General features: G+C 68.1%; 25 protein-coding genes, 1 tRNA gene and 1 pseudogene. 15 read left to right on the plus strand and 12 right to left on the minus strand.

Going from position 1 to position 26,267, the window contains the following annotated elements:
* Positions 1 to 13 precede the first annotated feature (13 nt).
* From AB0K28_RS16570 to AB0K28_RS16590, 5 genes are read left to right on the plus strand one after another with little or no spacing between them, the layout of a single operon-like run.
* Positions 14 to 1,615 (plus strand): ABC transporter substrate-binding protein, encoded by a 1,602-nt coding sequence (locus AB0K28_RS16570; protein WP_364370260.1) that lies wholly within the window; start codon positions 14 to 16, stop codon positions 1,613 to 1,615.
* 3 nt (positions 1,616 to 1,618) lie between these two features.
* The gene (locus AB0K28_RS16575) at positions 1,619 to 2,635 is read left to right on the plus strand and encodes an ABC transporter permease (RefSeq protein ID WP_364370263.1); all 1,017 of its coding nucleotides are present in this window, start codon (positions 1,619 to 1,621) and stop codon (positions 2,633 to 2,635) included.
* Positions 2,632 to 3,498 carry an ABC transporter permease gene (locus AB0K28_RS16580; RefSeq protein ID WP_364370266.1) on the plus strand — a complete coding sequence of 289 codons (867 nt, stop codon included), beginning with the start codon at positions 2,632 to 2,634 and terminating at the stop codon, positions 3,496 to 3,498. The genes AB0K28_RS16575 and AB0K28_RS16580 overlap by 4 nt, the downstream gene beginning before the upstream one ends.
* Positions 3,495 to 4,232 carry an ATP-binding cassette domain-containing protein gene (locus AB0K28_RS16585; RefSeq protein WP_364370270.1) on the plus strand — a complete coding sequence of 246 codons (738 nt, stop codon included), beginning with the start codon at positions 3,495 to 3,497 and terminating at the stop codon, positions 4,230 to 4,232. The genes AB0K28_RS16580 and AB0K28_RS16585 overlap by 4 nt, the downstream gene beginning before the upstream one ends.
* Complete coding sequence (locus AB0K28_RS16590; RefSeq protein ID WP_364370273.1) at positions 4,229 to 5,107, plus strand: ABC transporter ATP-binding protein; 879 nt, start codon at positions 4,229 to 4,231, stop codon at positions 5,105 to 5,107. The genes AB0K28_RS16585 and AB0K28_RS16590 overlap by 4 nt, the downstream gene beginning before the upstream one ends.
* Positions 5,108 to 5,143: 36 nt before the next feature.
* On the opposite strand, the gene AB0K28_RS16595 is transcribed toward AB0K28_RS16590, so the two are convergent.
* Together AB0K28_RS16595 and AB0K28_RS16600 are read right to left on the minus strand one after the other, a co-directional pair.
* Complete coding sequence (locus tag AB0K28_RS16595) at positions 5,144 to 5,500, minus strand: DUF742 domain-containing protein (RefSeq protein WP_106249159.1); 357 nt, start codon at positions 5,498 to 5,500, stop codon at positions 5,144 to 5,146.
* The gene (locus AB0K28_RS16600) at positions 5,493 to 7,361 is read right to left on the minus strand and encodes a nitrate- and nitrite sensing domain-containing protein (RefSeq protein WP_364370276.1); all 1,869 of its coding nucleotides are present in this window, start codon (positions 7,359 to 7,361) and stop codon (positions 5,493 to 5,495) included. The genes AB0K28_RS16595 and AB0K28_RS16600 overlap by 8 nt, the downstream gene beginning before the upstream one ends.
* A 199-nt stretch (positions 7,362 to 7,560) precedes the next feature.
* On the opposite strand from AB0K28_RS16600, the gene AB0K28_RS16605 reads away from it, so the two are divergent.
* Positions 7,561 to 9,120: an ABC transporter substrate-binding protein gene (locus AB0K28_RS16605; protein WP_364370279.1), complete on the plus strand. Its 1,560-nt coding sequence runs from the start codon at positions 7,561 to 7,563 to the stop codon at positions 9,118 to 9,120.
* Here AB0K28_RS16605 and AB0K28_RS16610 read toward each other — a convergent pair.
* Positions 9,096 to 9,272: a hypothetical protein gene (locus AB0K28_RS16610; RefSeq protein ID WP_364370282.1), complete on the minus strand. Its 177-nt coding sequence runs from the start codon at positions 9,270 to 9,272 to the stop codon at positions 9,096 to 9,098. The two genes, AB0K28_RS16605 and AB0K28_RS16610, sit on opposite strands and share 25 nt — an antisense overlap.
* Between AB0K28_RS16610 and AB0K28_RS16615 the strand changes: the two genes are divergently transcribed.
* The 4 genes from AB0K28_RS16615 to AB0K28_RS16630 all read left to right on the plus strand — a co-directional run bounded on the left by AB0K28_RS16615 (position 9,271) and on the right by AB0K28_RS16630 (position 11,647).
* A complete protein-coding gene (locus AB0K28_RS16615; protein ID WP_364370285.1) occupies positions 9,271 to 9,921 on the plus strand; it encodes a hypothetical protein in 651 nt (216 codons plus the stop codon). The genes AB0K28_RS16610 and AB0K28_RS16615 overlap by 2 nt on opposite strands.
* 69 nt (positions 9,922 to 9,990) lie before the next feature.
* Complete coding sequence (locus tag AB0K28_RS16620; protein ID WP_364370288.1) at positions 9,991 to 10,494, plus strand: HIT family protein; 504 nt, start codon at positions 9,991 to 9,993, stop codon at positions 10,492 to 10,494.
* A 27-nt stretch (positions 10,495 to 10,521) separates the two neighbouring features.
* Entirely contained in the window at positions 10,522 to 11,319 is a 798-nt protein-coding gene (locus tag AB0K28_RS16625) for an exodeoxyribonuclease III (RefSeq protein WP_345388669.1), read from the plus strand.
* Positions 11,320 to 11,413: 94 nt separating this feature from the next.
* Positions 11,414 to 11,647, plus strand: a complete 234-nt coding sequence (locus AB0K28_RS16630) for a hypothetical protein (RefSeq protein WP_364370292.1) — start codon at positions 11,414 to 11,416, stop codon at positions 11,645 to 11,647.
* A gap of 91 nt (positions 11,648 to 11,738) precedes the next feature.
* Here the strand turns inward: AB0K28_RS16630 and AB0K28_RS16635 are convergent, their stop codons facing one another.
* Both AB0K28_RS16635 and AB0K28_RS16640 read right to left on the minus strand, forming a co-directional pair.
* Positions 11,739 to 12,677 carry a cobalamin biosynthesis protein gene (locus AB0K28_RS16635; RefSeq protein ID WP_364370294.1) on the minus strand — a complete coding sequence of 313 codons (939 nt, stop codon included), beginning with the start codon at positions 12,675 to 12,677 and terminating at the stop codon, positions 11,739 to 11,741.
* Positions 12,661 to 13,452 carry a phosphotransferase gene (locus AB0K28_RS16640; protein ID WP_364370297.1) on the minus strand — a complete coding sequence of 264 codons (792 nt, stop codon included), beginning with the start codon at positions 13,450 to 13,452 and terminating at the stop codon, positions 12,661 to 12,663. Before AB0K28_RS16640 ends, AB0K28_RS16635 begins: the two co-directional genes overlap by 17 nt.
* Positions 13,453 to 13,948: 496 nt before the next feature.
* Here AB0K28_RS16640 and AB0K28_RS16645 point away from each other — a divergent pair, with 496 nt between their 5' ends.
* Together AB0K28_RS16645 and AB0K28_RS16650 are read left to right on the plus strand one after the other, a co-directional pair.
* A complete protein-coding gene (locus tag AB0K28_RS16645) occupies positions 13,949 to 14,719 on the plus strand; it encodes a ZIP family metal transporter (RefSeq protein WP_364370300.1) in 771 nt (256 codons plus the stop codon).
* A 54-nt stretch (positions 14,720 to 14,773) separates the two neighbouring features.
* A tRNA-Arg gene (locus AB0K28_RS16650) sits at positions 14,774 to 14,847 on the plus strand.
* A 207-nt stretch (positions 14,848 to 15,054) separates the two neighbouring features.
* Here the strand turns inward: AB0K28_RS16650 and AB0K28_RS16655 are convergent.
* On the minus strand, positions 15,055 to 16,620 hold the full coding sequence (locus tag AB0K28_RS16655) for a tyrosine-type recombinase/integrase (RefSeq protein WP_364370303.1): 1,566 nt from the start codon (positions 16,618 to 16,620) through the stop codon (positions 15,055 to 15,057).
* Positions 16,621 to 17,658: 1,038 nt separating this feature from the next.
* Here AB0K28_RS16655 and AB0K28_RS16660 point away from each other — a divergent pair.
* Both AB0K28_RS16660 and AB0K28_RS16665 read left to right on the plus strand, forming a co-directional pair.
* Positions 17,659 to 17,935: pseudogene (locus AB0K28_RS16660) on the plus strand (IS5/IS1182 family transposase); the annotation flags it as partial.
* A gap of 150 nt (positions 17,936 to 18,085) precedes the next feature.
* Positions 18,086 to 20,935 (plus strand): hypothetical protein, encoded by a 2,850-nt coding sequence (locus tag AB0K28_RS16665; protein ID WP_364370306.1) that lies wholly within the window; start codon positions 18,086 to 18,088, stop codon positions 20,933 to 20,935.
* 82 nt (positions 20,936 to 21,017) lie between these two features.
* On the opposite strand, the gene AB0K28_RS16670 is transcribed toward AB0K28_RS16665, so the two are convergent.
* The gene (locus AB0K28_RS16670; protein ID WP_364370309.1) at positions 21,018 to 22,310 is read right to left on the minus strand and encodes an IS110 family transposase; all 1,293 of its coding nucleotides are present in this window, start codon (positions 22,308 to 22,310) and stop codon (positions 21,018 to 21,020) included.
* A 443-nt stretch (positions 22,311 to 22,753) separates the two neighbouring features.
* Between AB0K28_RS16670 and AB0K28_RS16675 the strand changes: the two genes are divergently transcribed.
* Positions 22,754 to 23,299: a hypothetical protein gene (locus tag AB0K28_RS16675; protein WP_364370312.1), complete on the plus strand. Its 546-nt coding sequence runs from the start codon at positions 22,754 to 22,756 to the stop codon at positions 23,297 to 23,299.
* 424 nt (positions 23,300 to 23,723) lie between these two features.
* Here the strand turns inward: AB0K28_RS16675 and AB0K28_RS16680 are convergent, their stop codons facing one another.
* Genes AB0K28_RS16680 through AB0K28_RS16700 form a run of 5 tightly spaced genes read right to left on the minus strand, consistent with a single transcriptional unit; the run spans position 23,724 to position 26,161 of the window.
* Positions 23,724 to 24,128, minus strand: a complete 405-nt coding sequence (locus AB0K28_RS16680) for a hypothetical protein (RefSeq protein ID WP_364370315.1) — start codon at positions 24,126 to 24,128, stop codon at positions 23,724 to 23,726.
* Positions 24,125 to 24,493: a hypothetical protein gene (locus tag AB0K28_RS16685; protein WP_364370318.1), complete on the minus strand. Its 369-nt coding sequence runs from the start codon at positions 24,491 to 24,493 to the stop codon at positions 24,125 to 24,127. The genes AB0K28_RS16680 and AB0K28_RS16685 overlap by 4 nt, the downstream gene beginning before the upstream one ends.
* A gap of 34 nt (positions 24,494 to 24,527) precedes the next feature.
* Positions 24,528 to 25,385, minus strand: a complete 858-nt coding sequence (locus AB0K28_RS16690) for a helix-turn-helix transcriptional regulator (protein ID WP_364370321.1) — start codon at positions 25,383 to 25,385, stop codon at positions 24,528 to 24,530.
* A gap of 13 nt (positions 25,386 to 25,398) precedes the next feature.
* Entirely contained in the window at positions 25,399 to 25,917 is a 519-nt protein-coding gene (locus AB0K28_RS16695; protein WP_364370324.1) for a DUF6879 family protein, read from the minus strand.
* Positions 25,886 to 26,161, minus strand: a complete 276-nt coding sequence (locus AB0K28_RS16700) for a hypothetical protein (RefSeq protein ID WP_364370326.1) — start codon at positions 26,159 to 26,161, stop codon at positions 25,886 to 25,888. The genes AB0K28_RS16695 and AB0K28_RS16700 overlap by 32 nt, the downstream gene beginning before the upstream one ends.
* Between the last annotated feature and the right edge of the window lie 106 nt (positions 26,162 to 26,267).

The raw sequence follows: 26,267 nt of genomic DNA on the forward strand, positions 1-26,267 counted from the left end.
AAAGGATCCCCCCATGCGCTGGCACAAGCGACTGTTCGTCGCCGGGGTGGCCGGTGTCCTGGCTCTGACCGCGTCGGCGTGCGCGGGCGGCCAGGTACGCGGCGCCGGCGGCACCCCAGAGCCCCGCGCGAGCACGGGCGCCCCGGCGGGCGGGCAGGTCAACGACAGCACGTTCGTCTACGCCCCCAACCACGACGTGGTCACCGACTGGGACCCCGCGACCTCCTACTCCAACGAGATCATCGCGCTGTCCAACATCTACGAGGGCCTGACCAGGTACGACTCGCAGGCCAAGCAGGCAAAGCCGCGCCTCGCCACCGAGTGGAAGTCGTCGGGCGACGGCAAGCAGTGGACGTTCACGCTGCGGCAGGGCGTCAAGTTCCATTCCGGCGCCACGATGGACGCCGAGGCCGTCAAGAAGGCCATCGAGCGCACGAAGGACAAGAAGGGCGGCGCCGCCTACATCTGGGACCCGGTCGAGAAGATCGAGACGCCCGACGCGAGCACCGTCGTCTTCGACCTCAAGTACGCCGCCCCGCTCGACCTCGTCGCCGCCTCCGGCTACGCGGCCTGGATCTACGATGTGGACGCGGTGGACGCCGACGGAGAGAAGACCGCCGGGACCGGCCCGTACACGATCGACTCCTGGCAGAAGGGCAAGGAGAACGAGCTCACGCTCAAGGCGTTCGAGGACTACTGGGGCGGCTGGAAGCCGGAGCAGTACAAGAAGGTGACCTTCCGCGTCACGCCCGAGATCACCACCGCCTGGCAGCTGCTGGAGCGCGGCGAGGTGAACTTCGTGGAGCGGCTCAACCCGCAGCTGTTCGACCAGGCGCGCGACACGCAGGGCGTGCAGGTGAAGGAGACGGAGTCGTTCCAGAACCTGCTGGTGCTCTTCAACACCGCCGAGGGCCCGGCGAAGGACGTCAGGATCAGGCAGGCGCTGCAGCTCGCCATCGACTACGACGGCCTGTCGGCGGCGCTGGAGGGCGCGGGGCACAAGGCGAGCGGCCTGGTGCCGCCCGGCCTGCTCGGGCACGCCGAGAACATGCAGCCCAAGCAGGACCTCGTCAAGGCGCAGGAGCTGCTGGCCGAGGCCGGGTACGGCCCCGACAACCCCGAGCTGGAGCTCAGCCTCACCTACGGCATCGGCGACGAGGACCAGAAGCTGCTGGTCACGCTGCTCAGCTCGGCGCTGCAGAAGCTCAACGTGACGCTCCAGGCCAAGCCCATGAACTGGGGCGCGCAGTGGGACCTCGGCAAGAAGCGCGGCCAGGACATCTTCGTCATGTACTGGTACCCGGACTATCCGGACGCCTACTCGTGGTTCCTCAACGTGTTCAAGAGCGCGGACAAGCCGCAGTTCAACCTGTCCTACCTCAAGAACGCCGAGATCGACGCGGCCATCGACAAACTGCCCGAGCTGACCGCGACGGACGTCTCGGCCGCCGCGGACTCCTATGAGGAGCTGCAGCGGAAGATCATCCAGGAGGAGGCGGCGGTCGCGGTGCCGTACGTGCAGACGTACCAGCGCGCGCTGTCGTCCGACGTCCAGGGGTACACGGACAATCCCGCCTATCCCAACGTGGTCTTCTTCTACGACCTCAAGCGCTAGGCCATGCTCCGTTACCTGACCCGCCGGCTCGGCCAGGCCCTCCTGGTCGTGGCCGGCGTGGTCGTGCTCACGTTCGTGGTCATGCGGCTGGTGCCGGGCGATCCGGCGGTCGCCTTCGCCGGGCCGAAGGCGACGCCCGAGCAGCTCGCGGAGGCGCGGGCGCGGTTCGGGCTGGACGACCCGCTGCCCATGCAGCTGCTGGCCTACGTACGCGACCTGCTGAGCGGCGACTGGGGGATCAGCCTGCGCACCAGGCAGCCGGTGCTGGACGACCTCTACCTCGCGTTCCCCGCCTCGCTGGAGCTGGTGGGGGCGGCGCTGCTGCTGGCGATCGCGGCGGGCATCCCGCTCGGCGTGCTCGCCGCCCGCTACAAGACGAAATTTCCGGACTTCGGGGTACGGCTGGGCAGCATGCTGGCCGTCTCCGTCCCCGTCTTCTGGCTCGCCCTGGCACTCCAGACCGTCTTCGCCAGCAACCTCGGCTGGTTCCCCGTCGCCGGCGAGTACGACTCCTCGCTCGACACCACCAGCCCCCTCACCCTCTGGACGAACATCACCGCCGTCGACGCCCTCATCACCGGCAACTGGCCCATCCTCACCAGCACGCTGGAGCACCTCGTGCTGCCCGCCCTGGTCGTGGCCGCCTACCCGGCCGGCGTCATCGCCCAGATGACCAGGGCCGCGCTCATCGAGGAGTCGGGGCAGGACCACGCCAGGCTGGAGCGGGCGCTCGGGTTCGGCGAGACGTCCATCCTGACCAAGTTCGCCCTGCGGCCCGCGCTCAACCCGGTGCTGTCGCTCATCGCCCTCGTCTTCGCGTACGCGATCGTCAACGGCTTCCTCGTCGAGGCCGTCTTCAACTGGCCCGGCCTGGGCCGCTACGCCGCCGAGTCGATCCGCTCGCTGGACACCCCGGCCATCGCGGGCGTCACCCTCCTCGTCGCCCTGGTCTACGTCCTCGCCAACCTGGTCGTGGACATCCTCCAGGGCTTCGTCGACCCCAGAACGAGGACCCGATGAGCACCAAGGAGCAGACTCAGGACGCGCAGCCGCTGCGGCGCACGCTGCCGCGCGTCCCCGACCGCTTCGCCGCGTTCGGCGCCGTGCTCATCGTGCTCATCGTCTTGGCCGCGGTGCTCGCGCCGTGGCTGGCGCCGTACCCGGCGGACGATCCGCGTCCGCTGGAGCGGCTGATGGAGCCGAGCGCCGCGCACTGGTTCGGCACCGACCAGGTCGGCCGCGACGTGCTCACCAAGATCCTGTACGGCGGCCGCACCTCGCTGTTCATCGCCGTGGCGGTGCTGGCGGTCTCGGCGGTGGTCGGCGTCACGCTCGGCGTGATCGCCGGCTACGCGGGCGGCTGGATCAGGGACGTGATCATGCGGGTCACGGACGTCTTCCTGGCCTTTCCCGCGCTGCTGCTGTCGCTGGCGCTCGCGGTCGTGCTGCAGCCCAGCGTCAACACCGTCATCCTGGCCATCGCGGCGACCTGGTGGCCCTGGTACACCCGGCTGTCGGCGTCCGTGGCCGCCTCGATCGCCACCCGCCCCTACGTGGACGCCGCCCGCTGCCTCGGCGTGCCGGCCCCGCTGATCGTGCTGCGGCACGTGCTGCCCAACTCGCTCACCCCGGTCCTGGTGCAGATCTCGCTGGACGCGGGCGGGGTGATCCTGACCTCGGCGGCGCTGTCGTACCTGGGGCTGGGCGCGCAGGAGCCCACGGCGGAGTGGGGGCTGATGGTGCAGCAGGGGCAGACGCTGTTCACCACGAACTGGTGGGTGGTCACCTTCCCAGGTCTCGCGATCCTGGTGACGGCGTTCGCGTTCAACGTGCTGGGCGAGGGGTTGCGCAACGCGCTCGACCCGCGGAGGGCGGTCAGGTGATTGAGGTACGCGACCTGCGGGTCAGCTACGGCGGCCGGCCGGTCGCCGAGGTGCCCGAGCTGGACGTCGCCGCCGGTGAGTCCGTGGCGATCGTGGGGGAGAGCGGCTCAGGCAAGTCCACGACGCTGCTCTCGCTGCTCGGGCTCACCGAGCACGCCGAGGTCTCAGGGCAGGTCAAGGTGTGCGGCGTGGACGTCATGACGGCCTCGCAGAAGGCCCTGCGCGAGCTGCGCGGCGCCAGGGCGGCCCTGGTCATGCAGTCGCCCCAGGCCGCGCTCAGCCCCGCCACCAGGCTCGGCACGCTGATGCGCCGCGCGCTGCGGCTGCACGGCCGCGACGACTCCGAGCGGGCCATGGCGGAGGCCGTCGAGGCGGTGCTGCTCGACCCCGCGATCCTGCGCCGCTACCCGCACGAGGTCTCCGGCGGCCAGGCGCAGCGCTTCGCCATCGCGCTCGCCATCGCCCTGGGCGCCGAGGTGATCCTCGCCGACGAGCCCACCAGCGCGCTCGACGTGACCGTGCAGGCCGAGGTGGTCGGCGTGCTGCGCCGGCTGCGCGCGGAACGCGGCCTCGCGCTGCTGCTGGTCTCCCACGACCTCGCCCTGGTCTCGACGATCGCCGACCGGGTGCTCGTCATGAAGGACGGCGCGGTGGTCGAGTCGGGGCCGGCCGCACGGGTGCTGGCCGAGCCGTCCCATCCCTACACCCGCGAGCTGCTGGAGGCGCTGCCGTGACAGGACCCGTGCTCAGGGCGGAGCGGGTGACTCTCGGGTACGCCCGCCGCCCGGTCGTCCACGACGTCAGCCTGGAGATCACCGAGGGCGGCGTGGGGCTGATCGGGGAGAGCGGGTCGGGCAAGACCACGCTGGCGCGCGCGTTCCTCGGCCTCCTCACCCCCATGTCAGGAAATATCTGGTACGGCGACCAAACGCTGAAAAAAGTGGACCTGAGGGCGTTCAGGAAGGACGTCCAGCCCGTCTTCCAGGCCGAGGCCCTCGACCCCAGGATGCGCGTCGGCCGCTCGATCGCCGAGGCGCTCCCGCGCGCCGAGCGCGCCCGCGTCGGCGAACTGCTCGAACAGGTCGGCCTCGCCCCCGAGCTGGCCGACCGCCGCCCCCACCAGCTCTCCGGCGGCCAGCGCCAGCGCGTGGTGATCGCCCGTGCCCTGGCCGTCGGCCCCCGCCTGCTCATCCTCGACGAGCCCACCAGCGCGCTCGACGTCACCGTCCAGGCCAGGGTCCTCGACCTGCTGGCGTCCCTGGACACCGAGCGCCTGCTCATCACCCACAACCTGGCCGTCGTCGAGCGGCTCTGCAGGACCTCGCACGTGCTGTTCGCGGGCCGGGTGGTCGAGTCGGGGCCGACCGCCGAGCTGCTGAAGAGCCCGGCGCACCCGTACACCAGGGCACTGCGCGACGCCGTACCGAAGCTGGGAGGGGAGCCGCCGCAGGCGAGGGGGAGGACGGAGGCGGTGCCGGCGGCGACGGGCTGCCCGTTCCGGCTGCGCTGCCCGATGGCGGTCGAGAAGTGTGAGCAGGCGCCGGAGCCGCGAGACCTGGGCGGCCGCCAGGTGGCCTGTCACCGGGCCGAGGACGTCCTGGCAGCATGAAGCCGCCTGAGACCCCGCAAGGGGTTCAGGCGGCCGTCACAGCGCTTTGAGCCCGCTGATGACTTCGAGCAGCACCTTCGCGTCCGGCGCGGGCGGCGGCAGCTCGACCTGCACGAGCTGCTGCGCGTGCAGGTCGCCGACCAGGACCCGGACCACGCCGATCGGCAGGTTCAGCTCGGCGGCGACGTCCACGAGCCGGGTGGGCTGGGTGCACTTCTGCAGAATGATCAGATGTTCGGGGTCGAGGCCGCGCGGCGGCGCCAGGCCGCCCGCCGTGATGATCACCGCGATGAGGTCGATGGCCTCGCTCGCGGGCACCGTACGGCCCCTGGTCAGCAGATAGGCAGGGACGATCGGACCCGCGTCCTCGTCCAGCCAGCGCTCTTCAGTCACTTCGCACCACCCGCATCGGGCGGACCGGCTCCTTCTTCGGAGCCTCGGCCTCGGGTTCGGGTTCGGCCACGTGCTCTTCCGGGATCAACACGATCGCGGTGGTCCCTCCATATGGTGAACCGCGCAACGTCACGCGGATGTCATGCCTGGCGGCCAGGCGCGAGACGACGAAAAGGCCGAGCCGGTCACTGTCGGCCAGGTCGAACTCCGGTGGGCTGGCCAGCCGCTCGTTGTACTCGGCCAGCTCCTCTGGCTCCATCCCGAACCCGCGGTCCTCCACCTCGATGGCGAAGCCCCTGGCCGCCGCCTCGCCGCGCACGATGACCGACGTGTGCGCGGGGGAGTAGACGGTGGCGTTCTCGATCAGTTCGGCGATGAGATGGATCATGTCCCCGACCACCGGCCCCGCCAGCCGCTGGCCGGGCATCGGCTCGACGACGACGCGCTGGTAGTCCTCCACCTCGGCCGCCGCGCCGCGCGCCACGTCGAGCAGCGGCACCGGGCGGCTCCACCCGCGCCCCGGCGTGGCGCCCGACAGGATGATCAGGCCCTCGGCGTGCCGGCGCATGCGGGTGGTGAGGTGGTCGAGCTTGAACAGGTCGTCGAGCTGCTCGGGGTCGGTGGCGCGGTGCTGCATGTCCGCCAGCTGGATGCGCTGGCGGTGCAGCAGCGTCTGGCTGCGCCTGGCGAGGTTGCGGAAGACGTGCCCCACGCCCTCGCTGAGCTGCGCCTGCCCGACCGCGGCCTCGACCGCGGTCTGCTGCACGGTGGAGAACGCCTGCCCCACGTCGTCGATCTCGACCGTGGTGCTCGCCACCGACAGCTCCGGCATCTCGACCTTCTCGCCCTTGCGCAGCTTGGCCACCACGTGCGGCAGCCGCTCCTGCGACACTTCGAGCGCGGCCAGCCGCAGCGAGGCGAGCTCCTTCGACAGCCGGTCGCCCAGCCGCAGCGAGAACGCGATCGACACGATCACCATGACCAGCGCGGTGCCCGCGAGCGCGAGCGCCCGCACCAGCACCTGGTCCGCGATCGGATCGGCGCGCTGGTTGAGCGTCGTGCTGGCCCGCATCTGCGCCTCGTGGAAGGCCCTGGCCAGCACCTCCGTCGTGCCCAGCCAGCTCCTGGCCGACCCGCCCGCGATGATCTGGTCCTCCATCATCCGCATCCGCTGGTAGGCGGGCGAGGTGATGAGGGCCACCTGGGGGTCGCGCAGCTCCGGGTCCAGCTCGGCCAGGCCCTGGTCGAGCAGGAAGCGCCGGTTGCCGACGATCTGCGTGAACAGCCGCCGCTCGGCCGGCTCCAGCGTGCCGAGCCCGATGGCCTGCTCCCTGGTCAGCAGCTCCTTGGCGTAGCCCATGTCGATGACCACGCGCGACTGCTCGTAGATCGGGATGTCGTCGATCAGCGCGACCCGCCGGTGCAGCCCGAACAGGGTGTCGATCATCGCGTTGAACGACTCCACGGTGTGCAGACGGTCGGACAGGCCCGTGTCGATCTCTCCCCGGATCGCATCGAGCCTGTCGATTGCCGTGTTCACCGCGTCCACCTGTTTGCGGATCTCTTCCGATCTGTCCTTGGAGTTGCTGGAGAGCTGCCTGAACGACTCCCGGGCGGCGTCCGTGCGCGTGCGCTGCGTGGCCAGGGCGGTCTTGGTCGCGGCGTTCTTGAGAAGCTGGGCCGAGACGAGACGTTCACGCTGAATCTCGTTGATCAGTTTGTACGCGGGAAGGCGCAGGTTCGTCCAGACTGTCTTGTACTGACGCAGCTCCAAGCTCTCGGTAGCGGTGACGGCGGTGATGACCCCCCACAACACCACCATGGAGGCCAGCGGCACCAGAAGGAGACCGATGATCTTCATGCGGATCGTTCGGCTACGACCCATGGCACCTCACTCCGGTCGGTCCCTTGCTGGCAACCCCGGACGGGACAAGCCCCGAGGATAGCAATACGATCACCGGAATGCCCAATTTTTCGGCACTTTTGGACACCGTGGCGCCTTCCGGGTTGATCTTGGAGTAGGTTTCCCCGGGTACGTCAGGCCACCAGAGGGAGATGCGTTGCGCCGTCCACTCGCAGCGGCCGTCGCACTGATGATGCTCGCGGCCTGCTCCCCGCCTCAGGAGGAGCAGCGGGCCCCGGCCGGCCAGTCGCCTTTCGTCTACGTCAAGAACACCGACGTCGTCACCGAGTGGGACCCGAGCCGCTCCTACTCCAACGAGATCATCGCCTTCCAGAACGTCTACGAGACCCTGACCTACTGGAACCCCGTCACCAAGAAGTCCGCGCCGCGCCTGGCCACCTCGTGGCGCTCCTCGGCCGACGGCCGCACCTGGACGTTCACGCTGCGCTCCGGCGTCACCTTCCACACCGGCAGGCCGCTGGACGCCGAGGCGGTCAAGGCGTCGATCGAGCGCACGATCAAGGGCAAGGCCGGCGCCGGCTACATCTGGGACGCCGTCTCCTCCATCCGGGTCGAGGGGCCGCTGACCGTCACGTTCGCGCTGAAATATCCGGTGCCGCTCGACCTGGTCGCCTCCGCCGGGTACGCCGCCTACATCTACGACACCAAGGCCGCCCCCGACCTCACCAAGTGGTTCCAGCAGGGCAGGGACGCCGGGTCAGGGCCGTACACGGTGACGCGGTGGAACAAGGGCAAGGAGGACGAGCTCACGCTCAGCGCGTACGACGGCTATTGGGGCGGGTGGAACAGGCCGCACTACAACACGATCAAGTACCGCGTCGTGCCCGACCCCGAGCGGGCGTACTCGATGCTGCGGCGCGGCGAGGCCAGCTTCGTCGACAGGCTCGACCCCGAGTTGTTCGCGCGCGCCCAGGCCGCGCCCGGCCTGCGCACCTCCGACCGGCCCTCGTTCAGCACCGCCGTGATGCTGTTCAACACCGCCTCGGGGCCGCTCAAGGACATCAGGGTACGCAAGGCCGTCCAGAAGGCCGTCCCCTACCGGGGCATCGTCAAGGCGCTCGGCGGCTCGGTCATGCCGGCCAGCGGCGTCGTCCCGGAAGGGCTGCTCGGCCACATGCCGAACCGGGTGCCCGAGCAGGACCTCGCGACCGCCACCCGGCTGCTGCGACAGGCCGGCTACGGGCCAGGCGGCAAGCCGCTGCGGCTGGTGCTCACCTACGGCGAGGGCGAGGCCGACGAGGAGGTGCTGGCCAGGCGGCTGCGCAAGGCGCTGGCCGCGCTCAACGTCACCCTCGAAGTGCGCGGCATGCGCTGGAACGCCCAATGGGAGCTGGGCAAGAAACGCGGCCAGGACATCTTCGTCATGTACTGGTGGCCCGACTACGCCGACGGCTACTCCTACTTCGGGCAGGTCTTCCACAGCGCCAACCCGCCCGTCATGAACCTGTCGTACCTCAACGACCAGCAGCTCGACGCGATGCTCGACACCGTGCCCGAGCTGACCGTGACCGACAAGCCGGCCGCGCAGCGCGTCTACGAGCGCGCCACGGCACGGGTGCTCGACCAGCGGGCCGCCGCCGCGATGCCCTGGGTGGTCAAGTCGCGCCGCGCCTTCCTGGGCGGCATCCAGGGCTACGACGACAACCCCGCCTACCCCGACGTCGTCTTCGTCTACGACCTCAAACCGTCGGGCTGAGCGGCCTGCGCCTCCTCGGCGCGCTCGCGCAGCCGCGCCCTGATCTCCTCAGGGGTGTACGCGCGGCGGCGCCGCTCGGCCCGCGCGACCACCACCCCCGTGGCGGCGACGCCCATGATTCCCGCCAAACCCAGCCACTTCCACCAGCGCATGGTGCCTAGGCTAAGCCCTGTGCTGACACTCGACGAGGCCGTCGGGGTGACGCGGACCGGCGACCTGTGGATCTTCCGCGGGCGTTCCGCCCCCGACCGCGCCATCCAGACGATGACCAACAGCCCGGTCAACCACGTGGGCATGGCGATCGTCATCGAGGACCTGCCCCCCATGATGTGGCACGCCGAGCTGGGCAGGTCGCTGCCCGACCTGTGGTCGGGCACCCACCAGCGCGGCGTGCAGCTGCACGACCTGCGCGACGCGGTGACCGTCTGGGCCGACCGCTACGGCCAGCGCGCCTGGCTGCGCCAGCTCGACCCCGAGGCCACCCCCGAGATGGAGGACGCCGCCCTGCGCACGGTCGCCAGGCTCGACGGCACGCCGTTCCCGTCCACCGCCCGGCTGGCCGCCCGCTGGTTCAGGGGGCGCATCCCCGGCCGGCTGACGAAGCAGCGGAACCTGGAGAGCGCCTACTGCGCCGAGGTCGTGGCGATCACGTACGAGGAGATGGGGCTGCTGCCCGCCGGGCGGCGGCCCAACTGGTACGACCCCGGCAGGTTCTGGAGCGGCGACGACCTGGAGCTGCTGCTGGGCCGCCGGCTGAACAACGAGATCACCGTGGGCGTCGAGCGCACCAGGAGATCCTGATCCGGGGCGGCCGTTATGCTCGGCCGGGACGATCACGCACATTCGGACCACGTGTTCCCGTGAAGGGCGATGATGACCGATCCGATCAGGCGGATGCCGTTCGACCTGGAGAGCTACAGCCGCCGTTCCCGCACGGGACCGTGCTTCATCTGCGGGATCGTCAACGGATCCCCGGACCAGCCCGAGGAGGTCGTCCACGACGACGGCGAGCACATCGCGTTCCTCGCCCGCTTCGCCTCGCTGCCCGGATACGTCCTCGTGGCGCCCAAGGCCCACGTCGAGCACGTCGTCCGCGACCTCACCGAGGACCGGTTCCTCGCGGTGATGCGGGTCGTGCGCCGGGTTGCGCTCGCGCTGGAGGCGAGCGTGCCGTGCGAGCGCACGTACCTGCTGTCCCTGGGGAGCCAGCAGGGCAACGCCCACCTGCACTGGCACATCGCCGCCCTGCCGCCAGGCGTGCCGTACGAGCGGCAGCAGTACCACGCGCTGATGGCGGAGAACGGCGTCGTCGAGCACACCCCGGAGGAGGCCGCCGCCCTGGCGGCCAGGATCCGGCAGGCCCTCGACACCTGATCCGGGGTGGCGTGGCAGGCTGGGAGGATGCGCCTGGCTACGTGGAACGTGAACTCGGTCAAGGCACGGCTGCCCCGCCTGCTCGACTGGCTGGCCGCCGTCGAGCCCGACGTCGTCTGCCTCCAGGAGACCAAGTGCGCCGCGGAGGCGTTCCCCGTGGCGGAGGTCGGCGCGCTCGGCTACGCCGCCGCCGCGCACGGCGACGGCCGCTGGAACGGGGTCGCCGTGCTGTCCAGGATCGGCTTGGACGAGGTGACGCCGAGCTTCCCCGGTGAGCCCGGCTTCGGCGAGCTCGACGGGGTCGGCGCCGCCCGTCCCGAGGCCCGTGCGATCGGCGCGACCTGCGGCGGTCTGCGGGTCTGGTCCCTGTACGCGCCCAACGGCCGTACCGTCGACTCGCCCCACTACGCGTACAAGCTGGCCTGGTTCGCCGCGCTCAGAGACGCGCTGGCCGCCGAGCTGCCCGGCGGCCCGCTGGTGGCCTGCGGCGACTACAACGTCGCCCCGACCGACGCCGACGTCTGGGACCCCGCCCTCTTCGCCGGCGCCACCCACGTGACGCCGCCCGAACGCCAGGCCCTTGCCTCCCTGCTGGAGCTGGGGCTGCACGACGTGGTGCCGACGCCCATGAAGGGGCCGCACCCGTTCACGTACTGGGACTATCGGGCCGGGATGTTCCACCAGAACAAGGGCATGCGCATCGACCTCGTCTACGCCAGTGCGGACGTCGCGGGGCGGGTGCGCTCGGCGTACGTCGATCGCGAGGCCCGCAAGGGGAAGGGCCCGTCCGATCACGCGCCGATCGTGGTCGATCTCGACGAATAATCACCGTCACAAAACGCGGTCGTGCGAGTATTCTGTGCCTTCAAAAGTTTCGGGGGATCAAGGAGTTCTCGAAGGACCACAGGGGGGAAAGCCCGTGGAACCTGCAGACGGCCGTGTCATCCTGTTCATCCTCATCGCCATCGCCGTGTTCGCCCTCGGTCGCCGCTTCCAGACGATGATCCTCATGCGTCAGGTGTGGAAGCAGAGCGCCAAGCAGGTCACGGCCAGGAAAGTCGTCGCCAACAACGCCGCGAAGTCGCTGGTCGGCATCACGCTCATCTCGATCTTCGTGGTCTGGCTCGTCCTCAACCTCAACCGCGTCATGTGACCTTTCGGCGCCCCCTGCCCGGGCCGCGGGGGGCGCCTTCCTCGGTTCGCGAACCAACGGCGTACCGTCCGAGTCGTGACGGTGGCGTGGGTCAGGGGCGGGTGAGGCGGCGTAGGGCCCAGGCCGTGACGACGGCGACCCCTGCGGCGGCGAGCCCCACCGACCGGGTCAGCCTGACCGCCCGCCTGACGTCCTCGACCTGCGGCCGCGGCCCGTCACCCATGGTGGGCCGCTCCTCGGTCCTGCCCTCGTAGACGTTGGTGCCGCCCAGCGTCACCCCCAGCCCGCCGGCGAACGCGGCCTCGCACCGGCCCGCGTTCGGGCTCGGATGACGGTGCCCGTCCCTGCGCAGCACGGCCCGCGCACCGCCCGCATCGGGCGCGGTCAGCACGGTGAGCACGCCGGTCAGCCGTGCCGGGACGTAGTTGGCCAGGTCGTCGAGCTTGGCCGCCGCCCACCCGAACCGCTCGTACCGGGGCGAACGATGCCCGATCATGGCATCCAGCGTGTTGATCGCCCGGTACGCCAGCAACCCGGGCACTCCCGCCACCGCCCCCCAGAGCAGCGGCGCCACGACGGCGTCGGAGGTGTTCTCGGCCAGCGACTCCACCGTGGCCCGCGCCAGCTCGGGCGCCTCCAGGTGCCGCGGGTCGCGCCCGCACAGGTGGGGGAGGCGTTCGCGGGCGCGTTCGAGGTCGCCGCCCTCCAGCGCGTCCGCCATGTACTCGCCCTCCCGGGCGAGCGTGGTGCCGCCGAGCACGGCCCAGGTGGCGAGGGCGGTCAGTCCCGTACGTACGGCACGATGCGGCGCGACCCGGACCGCCAGCACCCCGAGCGCCGCCGCCCCGCCGACACACACCGCGACGTGCACGACCCCGCGCGTCCGGTCGTCCTTGTACAGCACACCTTCGAGCCGCCCCGCCGCCTGCCCGAACACGGCGACGGGATGGGCGGAACTTCGCGGATCACCCAAAATCCGGTCAAGAGCCACGCCGAGGGCCAGGCCGAGAGGATCACACCAAATGCGCATGAAGCTCATCTTCGTGCACATCCAGCCATGCCGCGGCCCGCCGGATGCGCTCACCCGCCCCGCTCGCCCACATCTTGGCCCAGTTGCCACCGGAGGAGGCGCGGGTGCGCATGACCGTGTACGAGCGGTGAAAACGCAGCCTGGCCAGCTCCAGCAGGCGTCGCCGGTCGCGGGGCGGCAGGCCGTACGCGTCGCAGAACAGCCGCAACCGGGCACCGACGTCGACGGTGCGGAGCAGCGGGGTGCGGTCGACCGGATCGGAGATGGGCGCCCAATGGCGGAGGGTGGTGACGATGTCGAAGAGGCGCGTCGTGGGGCGGGCGAGGTCGAAGTCGATGAGCGCGTAGGGGGTGGTGGGGTCGGTCGCGCGAAATATCACGTTCTCCGGCGTTAAATCACAATGCCCAATGACTTCCGGCGCTTTGTCGTCATTCGACCCCCCTTCCCACCCATCCATGGTCAGCGGGAACCCCACGGTCGCATCATGAAACCGGCGCACCAACTCCGCCAACCCGGCCAGCGCCTCATCGCTCACGCTCTCCAGCCGCAACCCGGTCGTACCAGGAAGAAAAGTAAGCACCTCGCGCCCGAACCCATCGAACCCCAACACCCTGGGAGCCCCGTCGAACCCGGCGGCCTCAAGGTGTCTGAGCAGGGCATGCACGGCGGGCGTCGACGTACTGGCCGGTCTGCGCACGGTGTCTCCGACGCGCACCACCCCGTCTGTCACATCCCCGCCCTGCAGGGGAATCTCATGCAGGAGCGTCGCGACCATGCCAAGACAGCTTAGCCCCGCCCGCACGCCCCCGCCCGCCCTTTTCCCCACCAACCCCCAGACCGAAACCCCATCTCCACCCCCACCGCCCCACCCCTCCACCCCCGCACCCGCGTTGCCCCGGACCTGCAACCGCATCCGCGCCCGCGTTGCCCCAGACCTGCAACCGCATCCGCGCCCGCATTGCCCCGGACCTGCACCCCCATCCGCGCCCGCGCTTCTGACTCGCTGACCCACCCGCGTCCGCCTGGCCCCGAGCCCGTAACCCCACTCACACCTACTTTCCGACCCAGCTCACCCGCCCGCGTCCGCTCCTTCCGGACCCACCCCCGACCCGCGTGAGCCGGTGAGCCGATTGGTCGGTGAGTTGTAGGGACACTCCGGCAGAGGACACTTCCTCAGACCTTTCATGCCTTCTCAGTCCCGTTCGCCCCACCCTCGCCCGACCCGCTCCGAACCCGCCCCGCCCAAGCCGATCCCGCTACCCTGCGGCCTCATGCCGATCCTCCTGTCGCTGGCGGCCTTCGTCATGACGCTCCTGGGCGGGTTCGTCGCGGACCGCGTCGGCGGCCGCCGCCACCTCGTCCTCGGCTTCGCGGGCGGCATCATGCTCGGCGTGGTGGCCTTCGACCTGCTCCCGGAGGCACTGTCAGCGGACTCGTACGACGTGCACGGCGTCCCCGTACCGATGCTGACCCTCGCCCTGGCCTTCCTCGCCATCCACATCGTGGAACGCTCGGTCGCGATGCACGCCACCCACGAATCCGATTACGCCACCCACCACCACGCCCACGCCCCCACGGAAACCACCACCCATACACGCCACCGCCAAGGCGTAGGCCTGACCGCCGGCACAACCCTGGTCATCCACAGCCTCCTGGACGGGGCCGCCATCGGCGCCGCCTACCAGACCGACGCCTCCCTGGCCGTGGCAGTGGCGATAGGAGTAATCGCTCACGACTTCACAGACGGCTTCAACACGTACACGATCACTTCCCTGTACGGGAACACCCGCCGCCGCGCCCTCACCCTCCTCACCCTGGACGCCCTGGCCCCGGTGGCAGGCGCCACCCTCACCGTCCTTCTCACCATCCCCGACGGCATCCTCGGCGCCTACCTCGGCCTTTTCGCCGGTTTCCTCCTCTACCTGGCCACGTCCGATATCCTCCCAGAGGCCCACACGCCCCGCCGCGCCACCGGCTGGACGCTGACGGCCACCGTCCTCGGCACGCTGCTCATGTGGGGTGTGATCGGCCTGACAGACTGACACGAGGAAAACGTGTGCGTGACATGTCGCCGGATCATGCACAATAAGGCGGGAGCGCCCTTAGCTCAGCTGGATAGAGCACCGGACTTCTAATCCGACGGTCGCAGGTTCGAATCCTGCAGGGCGCGCTTTGATCATGTCCTGACCTGCGGCTTTGCGGGATCGGACGCGTTCTAGAATTTTCGTCTACCGCTTGCGTGCTCCATACGTGCTCGCCCGCACCAACCCCGCACACAACATGATCCATTCGCCATCCTCCACTCGGTACAAGAGCAGCGGCCCCGCCTCGCCGCGAGCAGGCGGCGAACGCGGGGCCGGATGCTTAATCCGACTGTTCAGCTCCTCAGCGTGATGACTTGCCCGGGTCCGGTCTGGTCTTCCTTGCCGAACAGCAGGGCGGCGGTCTTCTCGGCCGCGGCCGTGGCGACCTGCGGGTAGACGGAGGTGTAGGTGTCGGCGGTGAAGGCGCTGGAGGTGTGTCCCAGGGTTTCCTGGACCACCTTCATTTCCACCCCGGCGGCCAGCATCAGTGAGGCCGCGCCGTGGCGGAGGTCGTGCAGGCGGATGGGTGGCAGGCCGGCGAGGTAGGCCAGCCAGAGGAACTGGTCGGAGACGTGCTGCGGGTGCAGGCGGCTGCCGTCCGGTTGCGTGAACACGAACTCGGTGTTCGTCCATGCCTCACCTATCGCCAGGCGTTCCTGGAGTTGCTGCTGCCGGTGAGCACGCAGCACCCGGGCGGTGTCGGTGTCCAGGGCGATGGTCCGCACCGAGGCGTCAGTCTTCGGGGTGCCCTCACGAACGTCCCAGGCCAGCTGCACGAGCTGCCAGTTCACGGTCAGGGTGTGGCCGTCGAGGTCGATCTCCTTCCAGCGCAGCCCGCAGGCCTCGCCTCGGCGCAGCCCGCGCAGCGCGATCAGCTGGTACAGGGCGAACAGGCGGTGGCGCTTGGCTTCTTCGAGGAACAGGCGGGTCTGGGCGGGCGTCCACACCATCACCGAGGACGGTCGCGGCACGCTGGTGTAGGCGTCGATGGGATCAACCCGCCGCCCGCCTCGTCGCTGCTTCTCCCTCTCCCGGTAGCTGCGGAAGTCCTGTTGCCAGGCACGGACCCGATCTTCGGTCCACACCAGAGGCTTGGGCCGGGTGTAGGCGGCCATCTCCAAGACGGCGGCGGGGTTGAAGTCGATCAGCCGGTCTTGCCGCATGGCCACGTTAAGTGCGTGGCGGAGGGTGGCGCGGATGCGGTGCATGGTGGCGATGCTGATCGGCCGCCGGTACTTGACGCTCTCGCGGACCTTCGGGTCGGGGTCGGCGCGGCGGTCGGCGATGGTGTCGTTGAACTCCTCGATCTGCTCGAACATCAACGCGATGTCGCTGACCTTGAGCTGCTCCAATCTGAGCCGCCCCAGGTAGGGGGTGAGATAGAGGCGGATGTGGCCTTCGTAGGAGCGGCGGGTGGTTTCCTCGATCTTCCGCTTGCGGTTGAGGAACTCGGCCAGCCACTGCTCGACGGTGATCTCCTGGGTCAGATGCTGCCCTGTCTTGATCTTGCGGCGGATCGTGTCCGCGTTCGGGAGGGTGTCGGTCTCGGCCAGGGTGCGTTTGATCAGGTCGGCGATTTGGGTACAGGTGGCGGGCTCGCGTGGGTCGGCCAGCGCGAGCAGGTCACGCACGCGGCTGAGTTCGTCTTTGGCGGCGTCCTGGGTGGCGAAGCCGCCGCGGCGCAGCGGCCCGCGCCGCTTGCCGTCGGGTCCGGGTGGGAGTTCGATCTGGTAGTTCCAGATGCCGTGGCGGTGGCTCCATCCGCCGTCGGCGCGGCGCAGTTTGGGGCATTGCTGTCCGATTGCCTTGCCGTTGGCGTCGCGGCAGGAGCAGCGTTTGAAGGTGCGTCCTTCAGCCATGGTGGTGCCTGTCCTCGTTCTCATTGTGCTGTTGGTCGGGGCCGGTGTGGTGGTGAGCAGGGCGGAGTGGCGCTGAGCCCCGGAAGCGGCCGGCGAAGGGACTGATCGCCCTGTTCGACGGACGTGCCTTCGGCAGTCCTGTTCCGGACACGCATGCCGCGCTTTCCTGTTCAGCCATGGCCCCGGTGGTGGCTGGCTACGGGCCACGGCGGTCCTGTCGCCCGTGTCACCGTCTGTACGGCGTGGAGCGCCGAAGGCCGCCGCGTTCCCGCCCGGCACGGCCGATGCCACGGGCGTGATCGGGCGAGCACGCCCGTGGTCGTCACCCCGCCGCATCGATGGCCGTGCCGGACAGGGCGTATCGACGCCCACCTGGATAGCGTTGGTCAAGGCCGAATCCGACGGGCAACGCCGGACCGGGGTGCCGGCGGTCTCCGCACGCCGCCGGCTCTGCCCTCGTCGCTTCGAGACGCCACAGAGCAAGGACGGCTCTCGCCGTAGGACCGCTCCCACGCGAGCGAGCGAGATGAGAAGCCGTTCGAGGGCGCCGGCCTGGAATGACCGTGCAGTCGCTGTCGGCCCGATGATGCGCTTCGATCGGCAGATGAGTGCCGTCGGTCGTGCTGAACGTTATGGTCCGCGGTTCGCGTAGTGCAGCGGATGATGTGGTTCGGTGGTGTTGCGGTGTCGTGCGGTGAGATCATGTCGGTGTGGCCCGATCACCTGGACCACCTGATCCCTGTCACCTTTATAAATACCTGCGATCAGGCCCGGATCCAGACCGTGGGCGAAGTAAAGGTTTGACCAGGATTATCGGACAAAGCATCCGTATCCGGTGCGCACTCCCCGTCTTCGGCTGGCGGTTGCCTGCTTTGAGCAGGTGGGTGAACGGCCATGGCGGCCAGCAGGATGCGTGCGACGGTCATTGGGAAGTTAGCGCGCCTGCGGATTGAAGTCGGTAGCTTTATTATCCCATGCTTGCCAATTTATATCTGAATGTACCACTACAGCCACCATTGTCGTATCTGGAAATGCATCAAACACTGAGGCCACGGAGTCGACGTGCAGGTCCTGCCCGGCCCGGCCAGGCGGCTCGTATGGCCTCGCCTGCACTGCCGGTGCCACGCATGACCTGACCGCGGCACGCGCCGTCGGCCTGATCGAGGTGCTGACCGCCGCAGGGGTGAAGACCCTCGCCGACGGGGGATTTCAGGGCGCGGGTGACAGCACCGGCATGCCGTTCAAAGGCCATTGGCTGCGACTGCTGTCGCGCCATCAGCGCTCTGCCAACCATGCACATGCGCGCATTCGCGCCTGCGAGGAGGTTCCTCCTCAGCCGGCGAAGTGAGTGATTGGCGCGGCTCTACGTCAATGACGTGCCGACAGCGTCGCACGGCCACTAGGTTGGGCGCTCAGGATCCCTCCCGCGGAGCCGGGTCCTCACGTATGAGAAGAAGGGGACGCGGTGGCCTACAACTTGGAGCAACTGGGCCCTACGGGGTTTCAGGATCTTGCGGCTGCGCTAACCCTGCAGATCTTCGGACCAGGTGTTCAGGTGATGGGCACAGGCCGTGATGGTGGGCGCGATCTGTACCACAAGGGTCTCCTCATCTGGCAGGAGACCGAAGGCCAAGCTGGTGAGGCCTGGGACGGATACACAGTTTTTCAGGTCAAGCACAAGGAGCGTCTGTCCGGGCGTCCCGAGGACGATGCGACCTGGCTATGGACGCAGGTTCGCAAGGAGTTGGACGCTTGGGCCAACTCCGCGAAGCGCAGAAACCCGGTCCCTGACTTCTTAGTGATCATTACGAACATCGCGTTGACGCCGGTGCCTGCAGCCGGTGGTCATGATTGGCTGAACACCCAAATCCAGCGCTACATCTCCAGCCTCGAAGATGATAGTCGTGATGTGGGGTCCGGGGAGGAGCGAAGGGCTAAGTTCGCCCGGATCTCTCGCGTACGCAAGTGGCGCCTGTGGGACGGCAACCAAATCCAGAGCCTTCTGGCGTTGTATCCCAGCATACGCCAAGCGTTCCCCGGATTCCTGACCGCTGCTGACGTCTTCGCCAACCTCAACGAGTTCACCGGGTCTCTGCCCGTTGGGAAATTAGAACCAGGGCTGCGAGCGCACGCGAGAACCACATTGATGGGCGAAGGCACCATCTACTTCGACGAGGCTGGCAGCGGCGACGGAAGTGGCCTGCCCGTGCACCGAGTTGTTATCGACCTGCCGGTCACGCTCGATAATGGTGCCAAACACGGCAGCGTCATCCAGCATGTGCTCGACCGCGGGGAGCACATGCTGCGCCCCAGCCTGACCGCTCACGGCGGCCCACGCCATCTCATCGTCGCAGGCGCCCCGGGGAATGGGAAGACGACCATTTCCAAGTTCTTGGTGCAGGCATACCGAGCTACGATGCTTGCTGGCGCCAGTGACCTCAGTACGGAACATCGAGACGTGATCGCTGGCGTAGGAGAAGCACTCCAGCGCTTTCGCAGAGCGTTGCCGCGACATCGCCGCTGGGCCATGCGCATCGATCTTGCTGAATACGCCCATGAACATGGGTTCGAGGAAGATTCCACACTGATCCGCTATATTGCCGAACGCGTTTCCAAGCGCTCCAATCTTGGTACCATCACGCCCACCGCGCTAATGTTGTGGATGAGACGCTGGCCCTGGTTCCTGGTACTCGACGGGCTCGACGAGGTCACCGATCCAACCGTGCGCAAGCGACTGATTGAGCGCGTCACCGAGCTGGTCACCAACGCCGAGGCCGATGATTGCGACCTGCTGGTCGTGCTCACTACTCGGCCTATCGGCTACACAGAGAACATCGCGCCCACACAGTTCGAGCGTATTGATCTGGACTACCTTGAGCCCGGCCAAGCCATCCACTACGGCACATTGGTGACCAAGGTGTGGCTTCGCAACGACTTGGACCGAATCGACAGAGTCGTTCGGCAGCTAAAAAAGGCTGCCGAGGACGAGTCGCTGCGAAACCTGCTGCGCACCCCACTGCAGGTCCTCATCATGTCGATCATCGTTGGTTCGTCCGGCCGCCTCGCGCCCGACAGGTTCAGCCTGTTCTGGGGCTACTACGAAACCGTCTTCCGGCGCGAACGTGACAAACAGACCAGCTTCAACAGGATCCTGCAAGATCATGGCCATCAGATCCTGCAACTCCACGAGCGAATCGGATTCGAGCTCCAGGCTCGCAGTGAGGCTGGTGATCGATCCAACGCCACCCTCACCCACCGGGAGCTTATGGATTTCACCTGGGCGGTATTGGAAGATGCCGGCTTCAAACCGTCGGGAGCCGACGCCGAGCTGCGGGCGAACATCGTTGCTGCTGCCACTCGGCGCCTTGTGCTCATCGCCCCGCGCGGTGACGAGGGCTACGGCTTCGACGTACGCTCACTGCAAGAACTCATGGCGGCAATGCACCTGACCACCGGCACCCCAGCCGCTGTGACGAAACGCCTGCGGATGGCGGCCCCAAGCCCTCACTGGCGTAATACGTGGATATTCGCCGCTGGCCGGTTGTTTTCCACTCCCCAAAGTCATCAGCACGAGACGCTGGTCGACCTCGTAGAGTCCATCGATGAGGGTGCCTGTAACCGGCTCGGCGACCTTATGCCTATCGGGCCGAGACTGGCGCTCGATCTCATCGATGACGGGATGGCGCGCGCGTTGCCCAAGTGGCGTGACCGGCTCATCGCTTGCGGTCTGCGAGTGTTGTACGAGCCGACGCCTCCAGATCTCTTCCTGATCACTCGTGTTCTCTTGCGTTTTGCCGACACCGGAGAGCAACAGCGTAAGGCCGTCGCGGAAGGATTGCGCGATGCCCTCGGCGGACCACTAACCGCACGAGCAACCGCGCAGACGCTTCAAAGCTGGATACCCGACGTGGCCGAGGAGATTCGTGCTCGTTCGCAGATTCGCGGGCTGGCGAAGGTGCTCAAGCGGCCCGGCGACCACTTGCCACCATCACCACCAGACGGCTGGGCCGACTTTGCTGACGAGATCGCGACCCACCCCATATCTGTAGACGTGTTCGACAAAGTGACGAAGGCTGTACAGGCGATTCGCCAGATCAGAGAGCGGGGGTGGAATGAACAGGAAGATGATGAGATGGTGGTTGACCAGCACGAGTTGATAGCCATTGTGGCCGCCCTCGCGGATGACCAGGGAGCACGGGCTCTGAGCGCGGCCCTGCAGCATGTCGTGGCCCACGAGCCGACCCTTGTCAGCATGCTTCGCGATAACGTTCTGCCCGTGATCCACCGCGCTGCGGTCGGCGATCTTCTGCGCTGACCCGAAAATTCGACCTTCACGTGGGCAGGCGGCAGCGAACCCCGAGCGGTGATAAGCGAGAGCGGCTCGCGGTGGGTTGTGGTCAGGCTGTCTCGGGTTCCATGAGGACGGCTTTGCCGTTGCGGATGACGATCTTCTGGCCGGTCAGGGCCTGGAGCTGGCTGGCCAGGCTGCGAGCGCGGCGGTCTTTATTGATGCGGGTGTCGTAGTAGTCGGCGCCCAGATCGCAGAAGTGGGCCTGGGGGTCGGACAGCAGCTGGTAGACGACGGTGAGCACGGAGTTTCCGGCAGCGACCAGGGCCTTGGATTTGCCGCGGCGGCGGGCGATGCGGCGATAACGCTCACCGAGGAAGGTGTCGGTCTTGCTGACGGAGAAGACGATCCGGCCGAGTGTGCCGGCTAACCAGCGGTTGCCCTTGCCGCGGCCCTTGCCCTTCTTGCGGCCCGCCGACTCGTGCGTCTGGGGGCAGAACTTGGCCCAGGACACCAGGTGTGCGGCGGTAGGGAAGCGGCTCATCTCGACACCGATCTCGGCGATGAGCTCCTGGGCGGCCACCGGGCCCACTCCGGTGATCTCATCGAGCTGGGCCGCCTGACCTGAGAAAGGGCTTATGACCTGCTCGATCTCGGCGTCCAGCAGGCTGGCCTGTTCGGTCAGCCGGTCGATGTTGGCCAGCATGATGCGCAGCAGCACCGCGTGGTGATCGGTGAAGAACCCGCGCAATGCCTCCTCCAGGAGGGGAATCTTGCCGCGCATGCTGCCCTGGGCCATGCCGGCCAGCACCTTGGGATCGCGCTGGCCGTCGATCAACGCCTGCAGCATCTGCCGGCCGGACACTCCGAAGATGTCGCTGATCACCGACGACAGCTTGACTTGGGCGTCCTCCAGCAGCTTTTCGACCCGCTGCATCTCCCGGGTGCGGTCTTCGACCAGCGAACGCCGGTAACGGGTCAGATCCCGTAGTTTACGGATCGGCGCGGGCTGCACCAGCGAGGGCCGGCACATGCCTCGCTCGGCCACCTTGGCCAGCCACACCGCATCGGCCCGGTCGGTCTTGGCCCGGCCTGGCACGTTCTTCACCTGCCGGGCATTGACCAGCCAGGGGTCGAAGCCCTCGGCCTCCAGCAGCCAGAACACCCCTTTCCAGTAGTCGGAGGTGCTCTCCATCACCACCCGGGATACGCTCTGGCAGCGCAGCCAGTCGGCCAGTTCCAGCAGCGCAGCCGTGGTGGTGGCGTACGCGCGGACCTCCTGCAACCGCCGGCCGGGCCGCTCCTCGTGCGGCACCCGCACGCACGCCTCCAGCCCGGCCTTGCCCAGGTCCAGGGCTGCGACCCGTTCCACGTACAGGTCCTGCTCATCAACCTCTTGCACGGCACCCTCCCCTCCCATCGACGTGAGTGACGTCGGCGGGTCACCCGCGGGAGCCAGCGGGGATGGAAAGAGGCGGACCCTCGTGCTCTTGGCAACACTGCGCGGCCCCTGAAGCAGCTCCCAGCGATCAAACTAATTAACGGCCTCACCCGCGCCATAGACGAACCGACGTCGGCGGGCGACCCGCACCCATTTTCCCGCCTGGGCGGCGTCCCGAGCAGGGACGGGGGAACTAATTATGTATTTGGGCGCCCTCTCGTAGTCGATCCGGCTGAGCTGGCTGAGCCGGATCGTCGCCTGACCGTGGTTTAGAGCGGTTCCAGTGCAAGTTGCCGTCGTCGATCTCGGCGGCGGAGCCACGGCGCTCGGGTTCGTGCTGATGAGCGGGCTGCTCATCTTCCTCGCGGTCACTCCGGTCGTCGGCGTGCTGGCTGGCCATCATCGTGGCCTGCCAGCTCGTTTGCGGCGCGGCGCAGCTCGGCGCGGTCGTGCTGGTGCTATCCGGGAGGGCGACGGTGTGGGCGCTGGCCGGGCTGGCGGTGGTTGCAGGTGCGGCGGGTGCGTTCTTCCAACCGGCCGCCAAGGGTCTGGTAGTCCAGCTCGTCCCGGCGGGGCCGATGCTGGTGCAGGCCAACGCGCTGCTGCAGATCTGCTTCAACGTGGTCGCGATCGCCGGGCCGGGGCTGGCCGGTCTGGTGACCGCCGCGAGCAGCCCCGGTGTCATCCTCGCCTGGGACGCGCTCACGTTCCTGGTCTCAGCCCGCGGTGTTCGCCACGCTGCGTCTACCGCCGGTGGCCCGGCAGGAGCGGCGGCGGTTCTGGCCGATCTGGTGGAGGGGCGGGCGGCCTTCGCCGGGCGCCGCTGGCTGTGGCTGCTGACCGGGTTGAGCAAACCTTCCGCGAGCGGTGAGGACGGACGTGTGACGCTCTATGCGCTGACGTCCACGCTCCCAGCCGGGAACGGGTGGACCCCGCCTGGGGGCGAATGAGGAACCCAAACGGGGCCACGCCAGAGATGTTAATCGGGAGTCCGCGGGCTCTGGCCGGGATGAACTGGGGTGAGCCAGGCGACCAGAGCCCTCTGCGCCGGCTCCTCCTCCTAGGTCACACCCATGTGATCTCAGGCTTGTCTGCTCCGTATCACGCAGGGTCGCGCTAGGTGTCGAGGTGCTGGCGGCCATGCCAGAGATGCTGCGTACTCGGTGGCCGGGATGGACGTGGTGTGAGCCAAACGGCCAGGGCTCCAGCCTCGGCGGGAAGGTTACTGGGTGTTCTACGGCCCTATGCTGCGATGCGGGTCGGCCGAGACGGGAACAGAACGCGAATCGGCCGGGGTCTGTCGGTGCGCGGGAGGGCCAGGCGTGGGCGTGTCTCGTCCCTGGATCGGCCTCTCCGAGCAGAATGGCGGGCAGCTCAAGCGGCTCCGTGCAGAGCCTTGGCCTCGGCTTCCTGCAAGACGCCGCCGGCCCAGATCCACGGACCGTGCTTCTGGCCGTAGGGCACGGGGGCGAGCCCGTCGAACCTTCCGGTCTTCGCCGCGCTCTGGAACGCCCTGTACGCCACCTCGGTCGTGAAGAGGCGCTGAGCGGCCTTGCCCACCGCCCGGTCCACGATCTCGATGGTGATCTGGTCGCCATCACGATGCGGACGGAAGAGGTCTTCCATGACCTCGGCCTTCCAGTCCACCCAGCATCTGGCGCTCATCAGAATCACGCGGTCGGGGGCCGTCAGGTCGCAGAGATGGACCATCGTGGTCTTGCCGACTCGGCGAACGGCCAGGGCGGAATCGAGGCTGGGTGGTGTGCTGGGCTCTGTCATGGTTGACCTCCGTAACCGGGTATGAGGGCGGGTATGCTCTCGGGCTGGTCGGCGGGTACCTGGTAAGGCTCGGCCTGCGAAGAGGGGACGAACACGTAGTAGAACCCGCCGTCCTTGCTCACGGTGACCATGGCCACCACGCCCCCAGTGCCGCCAATCTCCAGCAAGCCCAGGCTCTGGGGCAGCCCCGGATGACCGAAGCCCAGTTGAAGGCGGATGAGCTGGAGGGCGAGGAAGGGGATCTTCCGCTCGCGTAGCACCACGGCAGCCAGCCCCAGCAGGTCCGATCGAGCGTCTTCCTCGGCGGGGAGTCGAAGGTCCTCGATCGTGCGGACTCTTGCTGGTGCTGGCTGTCCCGGCGGCATGGCAACGACCGTAGGAGCCTCGCCAGAGCGGGGGCTAGGGGATTTCCCGAGATTGCAGCAGTCGCCGTGCGGCGTCTATCTCCGCTCGTGCGGCCTCGCCGTAGACGGCTTGGGACTGCAGCAGCTTGAAGATCCGCAGGTACGTCTCTATCTCGCTGGGACGCTTGGTCCGGTAGCCGCCGGTCCAGTGCTCGCTGCGAACCAGCGATTCGTCATAGACGTAGAACCCTTCCCCTGGCCAGATGGTTCGCAGTCGGCCCAGAGGGATGATGCCCAGCGCCACGTTGGCGAAGCCGGCTGCACGTTCGATGTAGTCGAGTTGATCCAACATCACCGCGAGGCCGCCGCGTTGGGCGTAGAGCGCCCCGGCCTCGATAACCAGGGAGAACATGCACGTGCCGGACTCAAGGACGCGCAGGCGGTTGAGCCGTCCTTCGACGGCTTGGTCGATGTCGTCGCTCAGCCCGTGGAAACGGGAGACATCTTCGATGACGGCCCGCGTGTATCCCGGCCTCTGCAGGAAGCCGGGGATGGTCTGAGGCTCGTAGGCGCGGATCAGCTTGGTGTGTTCGTAGAGCGGTTTGATGCGCTCGCTCTGCTGCTTGAGCCCGGCACGCAGTGCTTGCCGGTGTTCCTCCCACATCTCGTCGATCTGCCGGTGCGCGGCTATCAACTCGGGGGTCTGGTCCTCTGCATCGCAGGCACGGCACCAGATGCGTATGTCGTCTTCGGTGGGATTCTGCCGCCCCAGCTCGATCCGGGAGATCTTGGAGTCGCGCATCCCGGATCGAGCTGAGAGCTGACGGCCGTTGAGGTTGGCGTCCAGCCGCAGGCCACGAAGTCGCTGCCCAAACGCCTTGCGGGCGGCTTGTACTTGGTCTTGTTCGGACAAGGGCACACCGCTGTCAGGCGGGCCGGTAGTCGCGGTGCGGGATGGCCAGATCCCACAGAGCCGAGAACGAGTCAGCGCACTGCTTGACGATGGCGGGGTCTCGGTAGAGCTGGATCTCGGCGCGCTTGTCCGCTCCGTCGAAGACGTTGAACACGACCGCTTCACCGTCGAGCAGCCAGAAGTCGTTGCCCGGCAGGCTCAACGTTGAGGTCAGCCGTCGAGGCACCCATCGCAGGTCTTCGCCGGCGTCGACCTTGAGGCCGTTCGTCGCCTCGAAGCACCACTGTTGGTAGGCCGAGAGCGGTTCCGACACCACGCACACGCGACGGTACGTCTTGCCCTCGGCAACTCCGGCCCTGACCCGGTCGCACCATGGCTTGAGGACGCGGGGGACTTCTTCCCGGTCACCTGCCTGCCAGTTGGCGAACAGGTCGGCGTCGATGCCGTAGTTGTCTCGCATCTCGACGTGGAGAGCTTCCCGGCTGATGCCGTTGACCAGGTCAGCCCGTTCTCTCGGGGAGATCAACTCCATAGTGCTCCCTCACGTACTTCCGGACGAACGCGTTCACGGTGCGCTCGGAGAGTTCCCCGAACGTCTCGTCTTCCCCGAGGCCGACGAGCTGTGCCCCTACCCGGGGGCCTCGCTTCTTGACCTGGACGAGCCACGACCCTCGATCCGTCCGGTAGAACGTCTCGCACTCGTTGTCCTGGTTGGAATCGGGGTCCTTGCAGTAGAAGGCTAGAGAGAGATCATCTCCGTCACCGTAGGATTGCACGAGATTTCGCCCTCCTGGTGGACGCCGTGAGCCCCAAGGGTCACGCGATGGACTGGCAGGGTCAAGGTCTGGCTGGTCACGCCACGGCCCCGTAGAGCGCCGGATG

This window comes from Nonomuraea sp. NPDC049504 (assembly GCF_040676845.1).
Lineage (GTDB): Bacteria > Actinomycetota > Actinomycetes > Streptosporangiales > Streptosporangiaceae > Nonomuraea > Nonomuraea salmonea.

What these genes read in the sequence shown, in the direction of transcription:
- AB0K28_RS16695 (WP_364370324.1), bottom strand. Translation starts at nt 25,917, where the DNA reads ATGGAGTTGATCTCCCCGAGAGAACGGGCTGACCTGGTCAACGGCATC.
- AB0K28_RS16620 (WP_364370288.1), top strand. Translation starts at nt 9,991, where the DNA reads ATGATGACCGATCCGATCAGGCGGATGCCGTTCGACCTGGAGAGCTAC.
- AB0K28_RS16635 (WP_364370294.1), bottom strand. Translation starts at nt 12,677, where the DNA reads ATGCGCATTTGGTGTGATCCTCTCGGCCTGGCCCTCGGCGTGGCTCTT.
- AB0K28_RS16625 (WP_345388669.1), top strand. Translation starts at nt 10,522, where the DNA reads ATGCGCCTGGCTACGTGGAACGTGAACTCGGTCAAGGCACGGCTGCCC.
- AB0K28_RS16575 (WP_364370263.1), top strand. Translation starts at nt 1,619, where the DNA reads ATGCTCCGTTACCTGACCCGCCGGCTCGGCCAGGCCCTCCTGGTCGTG.
- AB0K28_RS16645 (WP_364370300.1), top strand. Translation starts at nt 13,949, where the DNA reads ATGCCGATCCTCCTGTCGCTGGCGGCCTTCGTCATGACGCTCCTGGGC.
- AB0K28_RS16685 (WP_364370318.1), bottom strand. Translation starts at nt 24,493, where the DNA reads ATGCCGCCGGGACAGCCAGCACCAGCAAGAGTCCGCACGATCGAGGAC.
- AB0K28_RS16655 (WP_364370303.1), bottom strand. Translation starts at nt 16,620, where the DNA reads ATGGCTGAAGGACGCACCTTCAAACGCTGCTCCTGCCGCGACGCCAAC.
- AB0K28_RS16580 (WP_364370266.1), top strand. Translation starts at nt 2,632, where the DNA reads ATGAGCACCAAGGAGCAGACTCAGGACGCGCAGCCGCTGCGGCGCACG.
- AB0K28_RS16600 (WP_364370276.1), bottom strand. Translation starts at nt 7,361, where the DNA reads ATGAAGATCATCGGTCTCCTTCTGGTGCCGCTGGCCTCCATGGTGGTG.
- AB0K28_RS16680 (WP_364370315.1), bottom strand. Translation starts at nt 24,128, where the DNA reads ATGACAGAGCCCAGCACACCACCCAGCCTCGATTCCGCCCTGGCCGTT.
- AB0K28_RS16640 (WP_364370297.1), bottom strand. Translation starts at nt 13,452, where the DNA reads ATGGTCGCGACGCTCCTGCATGAGATTCCCCTGCAGGGCGGGGATGTG.
- AB0K28_RS16610 (WP_364370282.1), bottom strand. Translation starts at nt 9,272, where the DNA reads ATGCGCTGGTGGAAGTGGCTGGGTTTGGCGGGAATCATGGGCGTCGCC.
- AB0K28_RS16615 (WP_364370285.1), top strand. Translation starts at nt 9,271, where the DNA reads ATGGTGCCTAGGCTAAGCCCTGTGCTGACACTCGACGAGGCCGTCGGG.
- AB0K28_RS16570 (WP_364370260.1), top strand. Translation starts at nt 14, where the DNA reads ATGCGCTGGCACAAGCGACTGTTCGTCGCCGGGGTGGCCGGTGTCCTG.